Raw genomic sequence first — 13,921 nt, forward strand, 5'->3', positions numbered from 1 at the left:
GGCCTATGCCACCCTCACGGCAGCAATGAAGCCAGGGCCGCAGCTTGCGGCGCCTGGCCTCACCATTATGTGCATCGTCGACCCCACACCAGGATCAGTGCACTTACTCGGTCCGATCGGGTTCACGACCCCAAGGGGAACCGCGTCTAGACCAGTGCGGCCTGCAGTTCCTTGGCTGCCAGTGCCGGGTCGGCGGCGGAGTAGATGGCGCCGCCGGCCACGGCTACCTGCGCGCCGGACTTCTGGACGTCGGCGATCGTGCTGATGCTGACGCCGCCAGCCACCGAGAACGGCACCTGGGATGCCGTGCCAGCGCTCAGCAGCACATCCAGGTCGTAGCCCGGCTGCGCCTGCTCATCCAGGCCAGCATGGAATTCGACGAACTGGACGCCCAACGCAGCAACTTCGCGGGCCCGGGCTGGCTTGTCAGCGATGCCGATCAGATCCACGACGATGCCCTTGCCGCGCTCGGTGGCGGCCTTGACCGCGCCGGCGATCGTGGAATTATCGGCGGCTCCGAGGATGGAAACCAGATCCGCGCCAGCGGCGAAAGCGATATCCGCTTCCAGTTCCCCGGCGTCCATGGTCTTCATATCCGCGAAGACCGTCTTGTCCGGGTGGGCCTGCTTGATGGCGGTGATCACCGACAGCCCTTCGGCCTTGATCAGCGGGGTGCCCAGCTCGATGATGTCCACATACGGGGCGACTTTTCCAGCCAGCTCCAGGGCTTCGGCGGTGCTGAGCAGATCGATGGCAACTTGGATTTTCATGATGGTCCCTTTCAGGGGTTATTGGTGGTGGGTTGGTATTGGCGCCAAAGCGCCGGCCTACTCCAAATTCGCGTGGCGCTGCCACAGCTGCTGCGCGGTGGCATCATCCGCGCTCCAGAGCGTGTGGAACACGATTTCGGTGATCAGGAACAGCGCCTGCTCGAACAGGCTGCCGGAGTATTGGCGGGTGATGGACGATCCGTGGTCCGTTTTCCCGGCGGCCGGGACTTCTACGAGAACGTGGGCGGCCGACCCGATGGGGCTGGATGGATCGGTGGTGATGGCCGCGATCCGGGCACCGACCCGCTGGGCGGTGCGGACGCTCTGGACCACGCCTGCGGTGGTTCCGGATCCGGAGGCCACGAGCAGCAGGTCCCCCTCGGCGATGGCCGGCGTGGTGGCATCCCCGGCGACGTGCACGGCCAGGCCCAGATGCATCAGGCGCATCGCCGCCATGCGCAAGGCCAGCCCGCTGCGCCCGGCGCCGGCGACGAACACCCTAGGTGCCGCGCGCAGCTGCGCTGCGAGCTCGATGACCTGCCGCGGCTTCACGCCCCGCACGGTTGCCTCGATCTCCGAGTGGACCAGGTCCATGGTGTCCAGCACATCCTGCGGGGATATCCCTTCGGCGAGGGGTTCAGCCATGGTGTTCATGCCATTCCTTTCGATAGCGCCTCCCGGCGGACCGGATAGGCTTTGATGGGCATAAGTCAATTCTCCGGCCAGAAAGGGGTGGCCGCTACGCCATTTACAGGCAGTTGAACCTATCCTTTCGGATAGTAGCTGGTCCCCCGAGCTGCGATACACTGGCCTGCATGAGCATTCTGGACTCCTCTATCGCCCCTGGCCTGCAAGCTGCCGCACCGGCACCAGGGGTGCTCGAATCGATCGCGCGGCTGGCCACGGCTGCGCTGCCGCAGATCGCCGTTCGCCTGCGTGATGCCCTGGCTCCGGAAATCCGTTGCGCGGCCCTGGCCATTTTCACCGAGGAGTGCACCGATAGGCCCAGGAAGCTTGCCGGCGACCAACGCATCACAGATCTGGTGGGCATAGCGGAACTGGATCGGATCCGCGGTTCCCATCCCGGTGAGAACCGCTGGAGCGAGCGTGCCGAGATCGGCGGAGCTCCGCGGGAGATCCTTGCCCTGCGCTACCCGCCCAGCAATGCGTTGCTAGTGCTCATCGAGCCCCGCCCCGCCGGTGGCCAGCCCGAGTTGGTCGAATACCTGTGGAATCTGGCCGCCAACCGGATCCGCGAGAAGGTGGCCGATGCCCCTCCGTCCTATCTGCGCGAATCGCGCGCGGTCTCGGCAGAGCGTGTCCGGGTGACCGGCGAGCTGGTGGAACAGTATGCGACGAGCCTCGATATCCTGCTGGCGACCTTGCGCTCCACGCAATTGGACGATGCGGCCGCGCGCGTTGCCGCCATCGACCTTGCGGCCAAGACCCTGGTTGGGCTCAAGACCGTGGATGACCGCACCAATAGCATCGTGGAGGAACCGGTTGCTTCGGCTTTCACCCGCTTGCGCGATGACCTGCGCCCGTTGACCACTTTGAGCGGCGTGGACCTGCAATTCGTCGAGCCGCCCAAGAACGGCAGGGCGTTGCCCGGAGAGGTGGCTCATGCCGCCCGGGCCATCGTGCGCGGCCTGGCCTTGGCGATGATGGAGCAGGAAGACATCCAGCGGATCCGGGTGCAGTGGGACTGCGACGGTGAGAATTTGCTGATCAACGTCCGCGACGATGCACGCGGCGGCATCGATCCCTCCGCGGCGGCCTTGGACCGCCTCGTGCGGCGCGTGGAGGCGTTGAACGGGCTGATCGAGATCGAGGTCATGGGCGGATGGGGCACGGAAGTCTCGGTGAGGCTCCCGCTGGACGCCCCGCCGTCAGACGCGGCGGACATCGCCGAATGGAGCCTGGGCGGCCGGGAATTCGAGGTCCTGCAGCTTCTGGCAGCGGGGCAGCGCAACCGGGCTATTTCACAAGCGCTGGGGATCAGCGAGAACACGGTGAAATTCCACGTGCGCAATCTCTTCAAGAAGATGGGCGTCAGCTCCCGCGCCCAAGCTGTCGCGCTGGCGCACAGCCATGGTGTGGCAAGCTCCACTTAGCCTCCCGGCATTGATGCTGGGCTTGGCGATGACCAGGACTGCGGACACAAACTGGTGCTGGAAAAATGCCGCACTCGAGCCCTCAACGCTATGGCCGGCCGACGGCTGACCGCGCTCTTCGCCATGATCCGTGGCATGTCATTTCATGATGTTCCGGAGCAGGAAATTGCTCCACGGTCTCCAGCCACGGCCCGCCGTGCTTCGGGCAAGCAATGGCAGGCACCATCCCGACGGCGAGTCCAGGCTCTAGCAACTATGGGCAACGAGGTGCAGGATAGGTTCCATGGATCCACAAGATGCTTTGATTCTTCCTGATGCCACCGCTTGGCGCGCTTGGCTCGACGAACACGAAGAAACCAGCGATGGCGTTTGGCTGGTAGTGGCAAAGAAGGGAATAACTTCTCCAACCTCGCTCGCTGTCGCACAAGCATTGCCCGAGGCGCTCTGCAGCGGATGGATCGATGCCATCCGCCGCAAGCGCGATGACACGACCTTCCTCCAGCGCTACACTCCCCGCCGGAAGAACTCTGCATGGTCCCAGAAGAACACTGAATTCGCCCAGGAATTGATTGATCAAGGACGCATGCGGCCACGGGGCTTCGCGGAAATCCAGAAGGCCAAGGAAGATGGACGGCGGGAGCGTGCCTACCAGGGCCAGGCCACCGCCCAGGTTCCTCCGGATCTGCAAGAAGCGCTGGATCACTCGACCGTGGCGGCCACGAATTTTGCGGCTTTGAAATCCCAACCGCGCTATCACATCCTGCATCAGTTGATGATTGCCCGGACAGAGAAAACGAGGACTGCCCGCTTGGCACGGTTCGTTGCAGAACTTGAGCAGGGTCCAGAAGGCTGATCCTTGCTCCGGTATGGCACTACGCGGATGGTGCTGCTGAGCGCTAGCTTCTGGAGCGGTAAATCGCTTCGGCGATCATGGCGCCTGCTTGCAGAATCGCTGCCGCAAGAATGACTAGCGCGGCTGCAGTGGCCCCTCCAAGAATCAGCATGACTACACCGACAAGGCCCAAGGTCCACGCGATGAACATTGCTCCTGTCGTCATTCCCAGTCCGGCCTGCCGTGTTTTCTTCACACCCTGAGTCATATCGCCAGTTTAGACGCAGGGCCAAGTTCTCAGGAAAATGATTCCGTGAAATGATCTGCCTTCTAAATCAGGTTGGACGCGGAACTGATCATTTTATCCAGCGCCTTGGTACGGTGGAATTCAAAGCCCGGGCAACCCCGGCAATATCTCATCTCACGATTGGACTCAAGGTTTGCGTGTATTAGTTCCGTGGCAGAGCTTGGTCGACAGCATGCAGATTCCCGGGGTCGAACCCGTCTTGTGGAATATCAACGATGGCGAGCCTCCAGCGGCTGATGTGCTCGTTACCGAGCGACCGCTGGATCCATCGCACCGAATGAGGGTGGGCAGAATTGCTGGATTGAAGCACGTCCATTTGCTATCCATCGGCTACGAATGGGTGCTGGATCATTTGCCCGAGGATGTGGCGCTCTCAAACTCCAAGGGCGCGGTTGAAGACTCAACTGCGGAGCATTGCCTGGCATTGATTCTTGCTTCACTGCGCGAACTTCCCAGGGCTTATCAGCTCCAGACGGAAGAATCCTGGTCGCGGCTTTGGACCTCATCACTGCACGGATCGAATGTTGTAGTACTTGGCGTTGGAGGCGTGGGCACAGCCATCATCGAACGACTCAAGCCATTCAAGCCTGCAAAGATCACGGTAGTTGCCAGCACAGCGCGCACCATCAACGGCGGGATCGACGTTGTCTCCATTGAAAACGTGCATCAGCTATTGCCCTCAGCGGAAATAGTCATCTGCGCCTTGCCCCATACGCCCCAAACCCAAGGACTGATTGGCAAGGAGTTCATGGATCGGATGCGCGACGGTGCTCTATTGGTCAATGTTGGGCGAGGACCAATCATTGCCACGGCAGCTCTGATTAAAGAGCTGGAGACCGGGCGACTGCGTGCTGCATTGGACGTTACCGACCCAGAACCGCTGCCGGTTGGCCACGCGCTGTGGAACGCCCCGGGATGCATCATCACCCCGCATATGGCTGGTGATACAGGACAGTTCGTGGAAATGGTTTCAGAACTAGCAACTCGACAGGTTCAGTTGCTTTCTTCGGGTCAGACACCACTGAATCTCGTTCGCTGATCTTATTGCCCTCATTAGGCGCCTTATTTCAGTAGGAACCTGCGGATAGGATTGGTGGTAGAGGCAGTTCCGCTAAAGAACTCGCATGACAATCCCGTGGTATCTCGCGGCCTTTCGCCTAGGCTAGTTCATACGATGGAAACTAGAGCACAGACGCATCAAACCGGCGGCCGCGACCGCGCTATCGTCGAGCGGAATCGCACCGGTGAAGATGACTTCCGCATTGATATTGAGCGCATCCGCTTCTCCCCATATTTCTCCCGCTTGTCCTCGGTGACGCAGGTGATTCCACAGGCGGGTTCAGGGACCCTGGTCCACAACCGCCTGACCCATTCGCTCAAGGTTTCCGCTGTGGCGCGTTCCATCGCGATCAGCCTCAGAAGAAGTGACGAACCGACTAGGCGACTTATCTCCGATTTGGGAGGGTGCGACCCGGTAGTCGTCCAGGCGGCGGCAGCGGCCCACGATCTGGGCCACCCGCCCTTCGGCCATCTGGGAGAGCAGGAACTCGACCGGGTTGCCCGCGATACCTTGGGGCTTCCTGATGGATTCGAAGGGAATGCGCAGACCTTCCGGATCCTCACCGCCCTCGATAGCTGCGATGCCACACCGCGTGGCATGAACCTGACTCGCGCGGTTCGCGCGGCAGTGCTCAAATACCCCTGGACGCGCAATGAATGGCGCAGCCAAGGCCCGGTCGCTCCGGAGCTGCTCCCCCGCGGCGTCGGTGCGAATCCGGCTACTGGCGCCATGAAGTATTCGGCCTACGATATCGAGGCCGTGGAAATGGACGATGTCCTTTCGGTCTTCCCGGGCATCGGAAAATACCAGCAGACACTGGAAAGCTCGGTTATGGATATCGCAGACGATATCGCCTACGCGGTTCATGACCTCGATGATTTCTATCGAGCCGGTATTCTGCAATACACCAGCGTCTCCGCTGAACTGCGAGCGTGGCTGGACAGCTCCGTCCGCTTCCAAGCCCTGAAGGCTCCAGAACTGGACCAACGGCAGCCGGGCCATGCACTGGAAATTACGTGGCGCCATGTCCTTGCCAAGGATCCCTGGATTGCCAATCCCGAAGCATTCCGCGCCTCGGTGCAACGGGTCGGCCATGACCTCGTCGATGGCTTGCTCGCGGTTCCCTACGACGGCGGCCTGCAGGCAGACCGCGCGGTTACCGCCTTCACGCGGCGATGGATTGACCGGTTGCAGGAATCCATCACCGTTGAACGCACGCCTAATGTGCGCAGCGGCCATATCCGCTTGAGCGATGAAGCGTGGCATGACGTCGTGGTTCTCAAGTTTGTCCATGCCCGCTTCGTCTTGGACCGTTCAGATCTGGCGGTCTACCAGCGCGGGCAAACGCGAATTATCCGTTCCCTGGCAGAAGGCTTCAACACCTGGCTCAACGACCCGGAGGATGCCGGTCGTGCACCGCGGCGGTTGCTGGACTCGGTGGAAGCTACCACCGAGGAATACCGCCAGCTGCGCGAGAGCACCCCAGAGCTGTTCTCGCAGTCCGGCCCGCATGAAATCCAACGGCTGGGCCAAGCCCGGGCCATCGTCGATTACATTGCTTCCTTCACCGATGCCCAAGCCGTCTCGCTGAATTCGCTGCTCACCGGTACCTCGGACAATCTCTGGGAGGCCGGCCGCGGGCTGTAGCGGCCGGGTGCGGCACCGAGCCGGCGGGATAGCCCGCCGGCTCGGTGCAGCACCCGGCCACAAATCGCGGCATGTTTCATGCCGCGAGAGCCTGCTGAGACAGCTCCTCGAACACGATCCTTGTCATCATTGACTGTGTCAGTTGCGGATTGATCCGGGCGCTGAAATGCCGCGACATCAGGATGGCCATCCGGTTGGCCGCTTCGTTGTGCCGATTTCCATCGTGGCCTCGAACCCAGCGGGCTCGGGTGCGCCCGGTACGAAGTTCAAGACTCTCGCGCAACTCATGATGCGCCTTCACAGTGCGCTGCCGTCCTTGCACAAGATCATTGACCGCTTTCACCAGGGAACGGCTGTCGCTGAAAATGGTCAGGTCCGAATCGAGCGGGGCGTGGGTCAGCGCCAGCAGGGCGCCTGTGGTTTCTGCCAGCAGGGTGTCCTGGACGTAGTGCTTCGGCGAAATTGCGCAGGCCCAATGGCCTTGCGAGGTCACCATCGCTCCTGCGCTGCGGAACTTCCTGTTCCGCGGCACCGAACCGTCTGTATAGGCGATGACTGGAAGGTTCGCCGTGTAGTTCTGTACCAGCGGGGCCAGCGCCTGGCTATTGGCCTCGTTGGCAACGCCCAGATCCAGGCCGAATTGCCACGACGGATTGAGGCAGAAAACGGGATTCATCGATAATTCTGCCATTCCGAGGTCGTCATAGTCCGGGACCAACAGGTCGATCGATGACGGCTGCGAGATTTTGCAGGTACCGGAGAACTCCGCAATAGCCTGCAGGATGGCCTGGTTTAATTCCCCGTTGACAGCAGTACCCGTGAGAGTCAGCAATGGACGGTTCACGAAATCGCACAAGGTCAGCGCAAAATCGAAGTGGAGGCCGTGCGTGCTTCGCTGGGCGAGGTGCTTTTCCTCGACAATCCGCTCCGCAAATGGAACGTACTGCTGCTTCTTCCCGTGGGCATCTCGAATGAACGCTGAACGTTCGAGAACGGCGATCAGCCGCGATGGCTGCGGCTGCCGCTGTGCGCCGGCCAATCTCCGCACGCCATCCGATTCAAGCGCAATGGGCATCTGCGGCCGTGGAACTGACACCAGCATTGGGATTCCTCCTGCCTGTTTTGGTGATGTGAGGCGATCCTATCGGCTGGTACCTACGATTTAGCCCCGGGCCCGGTCAGCGGCCCGCCATGGACCCCGGCCTTCGAAGAGCCCGGATTCCGGCGGGCTCGATCTTTTTAGTGCGGGCACCGCGAAGCTTTGCGGTTCCGGAGTAAAAGTTCAGGCAACCTACCCAAGGATTCGGCGCATGAATTGCAGTACGCTGCGGACTACTTGGTCAGCCGTTCCAGAGCCTTGTTCAGCGTGGCGGCCCGGGCGCATCACGGCCGAAGCTTAGCCTCCTCCGGACGGTAGCAGCCGGTGGTGACCATAGCCTGGCTCTGGGCCTCGGCGTGCTCGAACACAATGCCCTGCTAGTTCTCGCCCAGCGAATCCCAGCGCAGGTGGTTCTCGGATGCCAGGTGCTGCACGTGGTTCGGAGCGGAGTCGCCAGCAGCGGAACGCTCGTCAGCATCTTGGCCGAGGTGCCCAATTCCAGGACCGGGAACGGGTAGGCCAGGAAGTCGTGCAGCACGAAATTAGTTGAATGATGGATTCTTTTTCCAAAAGGATCCCTTGGGAATGCAGGACTCAAGCCGAACTCCCGATCCGGCCTATCCGTTCAAGCAAGGCATTTTATCTGCCGTGTTAAATTCATTGATCGCCACTCATTTTCACGAGCGGCGATCAATGGCATCGATTCAATGACCGAGGTCTGAAGGTTAGAGACCCAGGCTGCGGATAAGTTCTACCAAGGTTGCAAGAAGTTCGCTCAACATCAAATTACCTCATTCATTCTCGTCTTATCTATATTTCGCGTTGGTACGAGTGACTCGTTCCGACACGTATAACACTAACTCAACATGGTTCTGACAAGAGCAAATTTAGAGAATATTAGAAACTTTTTACACAGAAGCAATGAACGATTTACCTGAAAATTCTTGACTGCCGAACTAGCTACTGCTACTTAGTACACGGATGCCGACCTGCCGCCCGACCTCTTGCAATCGTTCGACTCCTTTACTAGCCCAGGCAATGTCCTGAAACGGCATTAATCTGGCCAGCATCGTCAACAGAGATTTCCGTAAGTACCGGAGAAAATCGCAAGGTACCCGGAAAATGATCTTCCCGTTATTGCCGCGCTAGTGGAACAACCAACGAGAAATTCACGGCCGCGGGTCTTCGCCGAATTCAGGCAATCTCGATGCTTGGTATCTGTAGCTCCATCGCGCGTTAAAGCAGTTGACCCCAATCCTCAGCGAGGATTGGGGCCAACTGCTTAGCTGCAGGGACTACTTGGTCAGCAGTTCCAGAGCCTTGTTCAGCGTTGCGCTTGGACGCATTACAGCGGCGGTCTTGGCTTCGTCTGGTCGGTAGTAACCAGCGATATCCACGGCCTGGCCCTGTACGGCAGCCAGCTCGGCAACAATGGCTTCTTCGTTCTCGCCCAGTGCCTTGGCAACTGCGGAGAAGGCCTGCGCAAGCTGAGCGTCCTTGTCCTGCTTGGCCAATTCTTCAGCCCAGAACTTGGCCAGGTAGAAGTGGCTGCCACGGTTGTCCAGCTCGCCAACCTTGCGCTTAGGCGACTTGTCTTCCAGCAGGAAGGTACCGGTTGCGGCATCCAGGGTGTCTGCCAGCACCTGGGCGCGAGCGTTGTCGTTGTTGACAGCCAGGTGCTCGAAGGAAGCACCCAGAGCCATGAACTCGCCCAGCGAGTCCCAGCGCAGGTGGTTTTCGTTCACCAGCTGCTGCACGTGCTTCGGAGCCGAACCGCCGGCACCGGTCTCGAACAGGCCGCCGCCAGCCAGCAGCGGAACGATCGAGAGCATCTTGGCCGAAGTGCCCAGTTCCAGGATCGGGAACAGGTCGGTCAGGTAGTCGCGCAGCACGTTGCCGGTCACCGAGATGGTGTCCTCGCCCTTGCGGATGCGATCGATGGTGTACTGGGTAGCCTCAACCGGGGACAGGATCTCAATGGTCAGGCCATCGGTGTCCAGTTCCTTCAGGTATTCGGTGACCTTGGTGATCAGCACGGCGTCGTGTGCGCGCTTCTCATCGAGCCAGAAGACCGCAGGAGTCTGCGAAGCTCGAGCGCGGTTCACGGCCAGCTTGACCCAGTCGCGGATGGCAACATCCTTGGCCTGGCAGGCACGCCAGATGTCACCGGCGAAGACCTGGTGCTCGATCAGCACGGTGTCGTTCGCGTCGACGATCTGCACGTGGCCGTTAGCAGCCAGTTCGAAGGTCTTGTCGTGGGAACCGTACTCCTCGGCCTTCTGAGCCATCAGGCCAACGTTTGGCACGGTGCCCATGGTGGTCGGGTCGAACGCGCCGTTGGCACGGCAGTCGTCGATGACGACCTGGTAGATGCCTGCGTAGGAGGAATCCGGAAGAACAGCCAGGGTGTCTGCGGTGTTGCCCTTGGCATCCCACATCTTGCCGCCCAGGCGGATCATTGCCGGCATCGAAGCGTCAACAATCACGTCCGATGGAACATGCAGGTTGGTGATGCCCTTGTCGGAATCGACCATGGCAACTGCCGGGCCTTCTTCCAGGCCCTTGGCGATCAGCTTCTCCACGCCGGCGCGAACCTCGTCGGACAGTTCGTCCAGGCCGCCGAGGATGGCTGCCAGGCCGTTGTTCGGGTTCAGGCCAGCAGCTGCCAGCTCGTCGCCATAGGTGTCGAACAGCTCGGAGAAGTAGGCCTTCACCACGTGGCCGAAGATGATCGGGTCGGAGACCTTCATCATGGTGGCCTTCAGGTGAGCCGAGAACAGCACGCCCTCTTCCTTGGCGCGGGCCACGGAGTTCTTCAGGAACTCGGACAGGGCCGCGGCGTGCATGACGGTGCCGTCGATAACTTCGCCGGCCAGCACATCGAAAGGCTTCTTCAAGACCTTGACTTCGCCGTCTTCGCCCACGAAGCGGATGGAGATCTTCTTGTCCGCGTCGATGACTACGGACTTCTCGTTGGCAGCGAAGTCGTCGACGCCCATGGTGGCCACGTTGGTCTTCGAATCCGCAGCCCATGCTCCCATGGAGTGAGGGTACTTGCGAGCGTAGTTCTTCACGCTCAGTGGTGCACGGCGGTCCGAGTTGCCCTCGCGCAGCACTGGGTTCACGGCCGAACCCTTGATCTTGTCGTAGCGAGCGCGGACATCGGTCTCTTCATCCGAGGTCGGGTTGTCCGGGTAGTCAGGCAATGCGTAGCCGGCAGCCTGCAGCTCGGCGATGGCAGCCTTCAGCTGCGGGATCGAAGCCGAGATGTTTGGCAGCTTGATGATGTTTGCCTCTGGGGACTTGGCCAGATCGCCAAGTTCCGCCAGAGCGTCACCGATACGCTGTTCCTCGGTGACATAGTCCGGGAAGGTAGCGATGATGCGACCTGCCAGCGAGATATCGCGGGTCTCAAGTTCCACACCAGCAGTCGACGCGAAGGCCTCCACGATTGGCAGGAACGAGTGGGTCGCCAGCATTGGCGCTTCGTCGGTGTGGGTGTAAATAATCTTTGCCATAGGTGTGGCGTCTCCCTGAACGTCGTGCGGAAGCGGTGTTACCGCCCTGAACTCAACGTTCCAAATCTACCTGATTTTGCCCTGCACCACACTTTACGGCAGCGGGAAATACGCGCGGCAATCCCTGATATTCACCGAAATGCCGGGCTGGACAGCGCGCAAGCAGTTCGTCACATTTAAGTTAATCGGCGATAACTCAAGAGAGTTATTCGTTATTCGGCTATTCCGCCGGCCAGCGCTTTGAGATTTGCCATGGCAGCATCGAAGAGCTCGACCGGATCCGCAGGCTCCCCGGCTCGCTCGGCCTGGCCGAAGCTCTGCCATGCCACGCGCCAGGCGGCGGCCAAGGCCTCGCCAACCATCAACGCGGGCAAGGCTGGCAGCAGCCCCCGGCGCCGCAGCTCCTGGGCCGTGGCGGCGCAGAAGGCTTGATCTTGCCGGCTGATGGCCAACAGCAATTTCGGCTCCATGGCAATCAACCGGGAAATGCGGCGGTATTCATTGCCGCGGATTTCGGCAACAAGGATCCGGCGGCATTCGTTGGCCAGCAGCCGGAAAATCTGCGCGCTCGTGGATCCGTCAGCGATGTCGCATTCGGTCACGGCTTCGATCAATTCATGCTGTGCCGGCACCATGGCCGCTTCCCTGGATTCGCAGTAGCGGAAGAAGGTTCGCTCGGAGATGCCGGCCCGGGCAGCGATCTGCCCCACGGTCACCGAATCCAGGCCATGGAGTTCCACCAGGTCCAGGGTTGCTGCCCGGATGGACTGGATCGTTGCCGCTTTGCGTTCCTCGCGAATCCCCATGGCGCCCTCCACTGCTCTACGGCCGCCTGCGCTGTGCAGGCCGCGTCCGCCGAAATTGTTTCCTGTCACAGTCTGACAGATTCGCTTACGAAAAAGTGGCAGAGTGTGACAGTATTTAGCGGTTGACACCCCATAGGAAGAAGACTTCGTGACTACAGATTCCGCTAGAACCAGCGCCAAACCAGGCGCGGCGCCCGCCGGGCAGCTCTCCGCCAGAACCCTGACAGGCATCATCGCCTCGCTGGCCCTGGCCGCGTTCATGATGATCCTGAACGAGACCGTGCTCACGGTAGCGCTGCCCGGCATCATGCAGGACATGGGCATTTCGGCGTCCACCGGCCAGTGGCTCACCACCGGATTCCTGCTGACCCTGTCGGTAGTCATCCCCACCACCGGCTTCCTGCTGCAGCGCTTCGCGCACCGGTCGCTGTTCTTCTTCGCCATCATCAGCTTCATCCTCGGCACCGTCATCGCGGTGCTGGCGCCGAGCTTCGGCTTCTTGCTGCTGGCACGCGTTATCCAGGCCGTCGGCACGGCCATCGTCCTGCCCTTGCTGATGACCACCACCTTGACGCTGGTGCCCGTCCACCAGCGCGGCACCATCATGGGCCTGAACTCGATCGTCATCGGCGTCGGCCCGGCTATCGGGCCTACCGCCTCGGGGGCCATCGTGCACGCCTTGGGCTGGCACTACATCTTCATCCTGATGCTGCCAATCGCCGTGGCGGTCCTGGTACTGGGCGCCATCTTCTTCAAGATCCCTTCCAGTGCACGCAAGATCAAGGTGGATTCCGCTTCGGTCCTGCTATCCGCCTTGGCCTTCGGGTTCCTGGTGTACGGCATTTCCAGCATCGAGCATGCCGCGGATAACGCCACGATGATGATCGCCAGCTTCGCCATCGGCCTGGTGGCCCTGGCACTGTTCATCATTCGCCAGGTCAAGCTGGCCGCCAGCGGCCGCGAACTGCTGAACCTGACCCCGTTTGCCTCGCGCAGCTTCAGCTTCGCGATCGCGATGATCATGATTGCCTTCGGCACCCTGCTCGGTTCGCTGATGATCGTGCCGATCCTGCTGGAATCCGGGCAAGGCATCGACTCGCTGCAGATCGGCATCATGCTGCTTCCCGGCGGGCTGGCACAGGCCATCGCCTCGCCGATTTTCGGGCGGATCTACGACAAGCGCGGCCCGCGCCCGGTCCTGATCCCCGGCGCCGTGTTCCTGGCCGCCGGTCAGTGGATGTACACGACCGTGACCGCGCAGACCGAATTGTGGATGTTCATGCTCTGCCACATCATCTTCTCCATCGGACTGGCCCTGCTGATGACCGGTCTGATGTCCTCCGCGATGGCTTCGGTGGATCCGCGCCTGTTCGGCCACGGTTCGGCAATCTTCAATACCGCGCAGCAGCTGGGCGGCGCCATCGGCACCACGGTCTTCGTGACCGTGATGTCGCTGCTGTCAAAGGTCCAGCTGGACGCCGGGTCCGAGCTGGCCGAGGCCTTGTTCTCTGGCGCGCATATCTCGTTCATCGTCGGCGCCGTGCTGGCCACGATCGGGATCGTCTTCGCCTTCATGATCAAGGGCGAAAAGCCTAACGCCAATCACTAACGCACTACCCCCGGCGCAGCACGCCAGGAAGGTCTGAAATCGCGCGGGCGCTGGTATCCAGAAGAGCGGCAGGCAGCACGGATAAGACTGCGATCAGCCCGAGCGGAGGAATTCCTCCGCTCGGGCTTCACTTGTCCTTGGAGGCACCTCGGACTGCAG

11 protein-coding genes and 1 pseudogene are annotated in these 13,921 nt (G+C 61.0%); 5 read left to right on the forward strand and 7 right to left on the reverse strand.

Annotated elements, in window-relative coordinates; translation table 11 throughout:
* Positions 1-146 precede the first annotated feature (146 nt).
* Both hxlA and hxlB read right to left on the reverse strand, forming a co-directional pair.
* Entirely contained in the window at positions 147-770 is a 624-nt protein-coding gene (gene hxlA, locus ACP3TE_RS03880; RefSeq protein WP_426735399.1) for a 3-hexulose-6-phosphate synthase, read from the reverse strand.
* 57 nt (positions 771-827) lie between these two features.
* Positions 828-1,424 carry a 6-phospho-3-hexuloisomerase gene (gene hxlB, locus ACP3TE_RS03885; protein WP_426735401.1) on the reverse strand — a complete coding sequence of 199 codons (597 nt, stop codon included), beginning with the start codon at positions 1,422-1,424 and terminating at the stop codon, positions 828-830.
* A gap of 161 nt (positions 1,425-1,585) precedes the next feature.
* Here hxlB and ACP3TE_RS03890 point away from each other — a divergent pair, with 161 nt between their 5' ends.
* Together ACP3TE_RS03890 and ACP3TE_RS03895 are read left to right on the forward strand one after the other, a co-directional pair.
* Positions 1,586-2,884 carry a LuxR C-terminal-related transcriptional regulator gene (locus tag ACP3TE_RS03890; protein WP_426735403.1) on the forward strand — a complete coding sequence of 433 codons (1,299 nt, stop codon included), beginning with the start codon at positions 1,586-1,588 and terminating at the stop codon, positions 2,882-2,884.
* Between the two features lie 283 nt (positions 2,885-3,167).
* Complete coding sequence (locus tag ACP3TE_RS03895; protein ID WP_426735405.1) at positions 3,168-3,737, forward strand: YdeI/OmpD-associated family protein; 570 nt, start codon at positions 3,168-3,170, stop codon at positions 3,735-3,737.
* Between the two features lie 43 nt (positions 3,738-3,780).
* On the opposite strand, the gene ACP3TE_RS03900 is transcribed toward ACP3TE_RS03895, so the two are convergent.
* Positions 3,781-3,984, reverse strand: coding sequence for a hypothetical protein (locus tag ACP3TE_RS03900; RefSeq protein WP_134780712.1), 204 nt, complete (start codon positions 3,982-3,984; stop codon positions 3,781-3,783).
* Between the two features lie 355 nt (positions 3,985-4,339).
* Here ACP3TE_RS03900 and ACP3TE_RS03905 point away from each other — a divergent pair, with 355 nt between their 5' ends.
* Both ACP3TE_RS03905 and ACP3TE_RS03910 read left to right on the forward strand, forming a co-directional pair.
* The gene (locus tag ACP3TE_RS03905; RefSeq protein WP_426735407.1) at positions 4,340-5,062 is read left to right on the forward strand and encodes an NAD(P)-dependent oxidoreductase; all 723 of its coding nucleotides are present in this window, start codon (positions 4,340-4,342) and stop codon (positions 5,060-5,062) included.
* A 135-nt stretch (positions 5,063-5,197) separates the two neighbouring features.
* Positions 5,198-6,730, forward strand: coding sequence for a deoxyguanosinetriphosphate triphosphohydrolase family protein (locus ACP3TE_RS03910; protein WP_426735409.1), 1,533 nt, complete (start codon positions 5,198-5,200; stop codon positions 6,728-6,730).
* Positions 6,731-6,806: 76 nt separating this feature from the next.
* Here ACP3TE_RS03910 and ACP3TE_RS03915 read toward each other — a convergent pair whose 3' ends face one another.
* The 4 genes and pseudogenes from ACP3TE_RS03915 to ACP3TE_RS03930 form a co-directional block, all read right to left on the reverse strand.
* Positions 6,807-7,826 carry an RNase H family protein gene (locus ACP3TE_RS03915; RefSeq protein ID WP_426735411.1) on the reverse strand — a complete coding sequence of 340 codons (1,020 nt, stop codon included), beginning with the start codon at positions 7,824-7,826 and terminating at the stop codon, positions 6,807-6,809.
* Positions 7,827-8,212: 386 nt separating this feature from the next.
* Positions 8,213-8,376 (reverse strand): annotated as a pseudogene (locus tag ACP3TE_RS03920) (NADP-dependent isocitrate dehydrogenase); the annotation flags it as partial.
* Positions 8,377-9,124: 748 nt separating this feature from the next.
* Positions 9,125-11,347 (reverse strand): NADP-dependent isocitrate dehydrogenase, encoded by a 2,223-nt coding sequence (locus ACP3TE_RS03925; protein WP_426735413.1) that lies wholly within the window; start codon positions 11,345-11,347, stop codon positions 9,125-9,127.
* 212 nt (positions 11,348-11,559) lie between these two features.
* A complete protein-coding gene (locus ACP3TE_RS03930) occupies positions 11,560-12,222 on the reverse strand; it encodes a TetR/AcrR family transcriptional regulator (protein WP_426735414.1) in 663 nt (220 codons plus the stop codon).
* A 79-nt stretch (positions 12,223-12,301) separates the two neighbouring features.
* Between ACP3TE_RS03930 and ACP3TE_RS03935 the strand changes: the two genes are divergently transcribed.
* Entirely contained in the window at positions 12,302-13,762 is a 1,461-nt protein-coding gene (locus ACP3TE_RS03935; RefSeq protein ID WP_426735416.1) for an MDR family MFS transporter, read from the forward strand.
* The last annotated feature ends 159 nt before the right edge of the window (positions 13,763-13,921 follow it).

The organism is Glutamicibacter sp. 2E12 (genome assembly GCF_050030965.1).
Taxonomy (GTDB): Bacteria; Actinomycetota; Actinomycetes; order Actinomycetales; family Micrococcaceae; genus Glutamicibacter.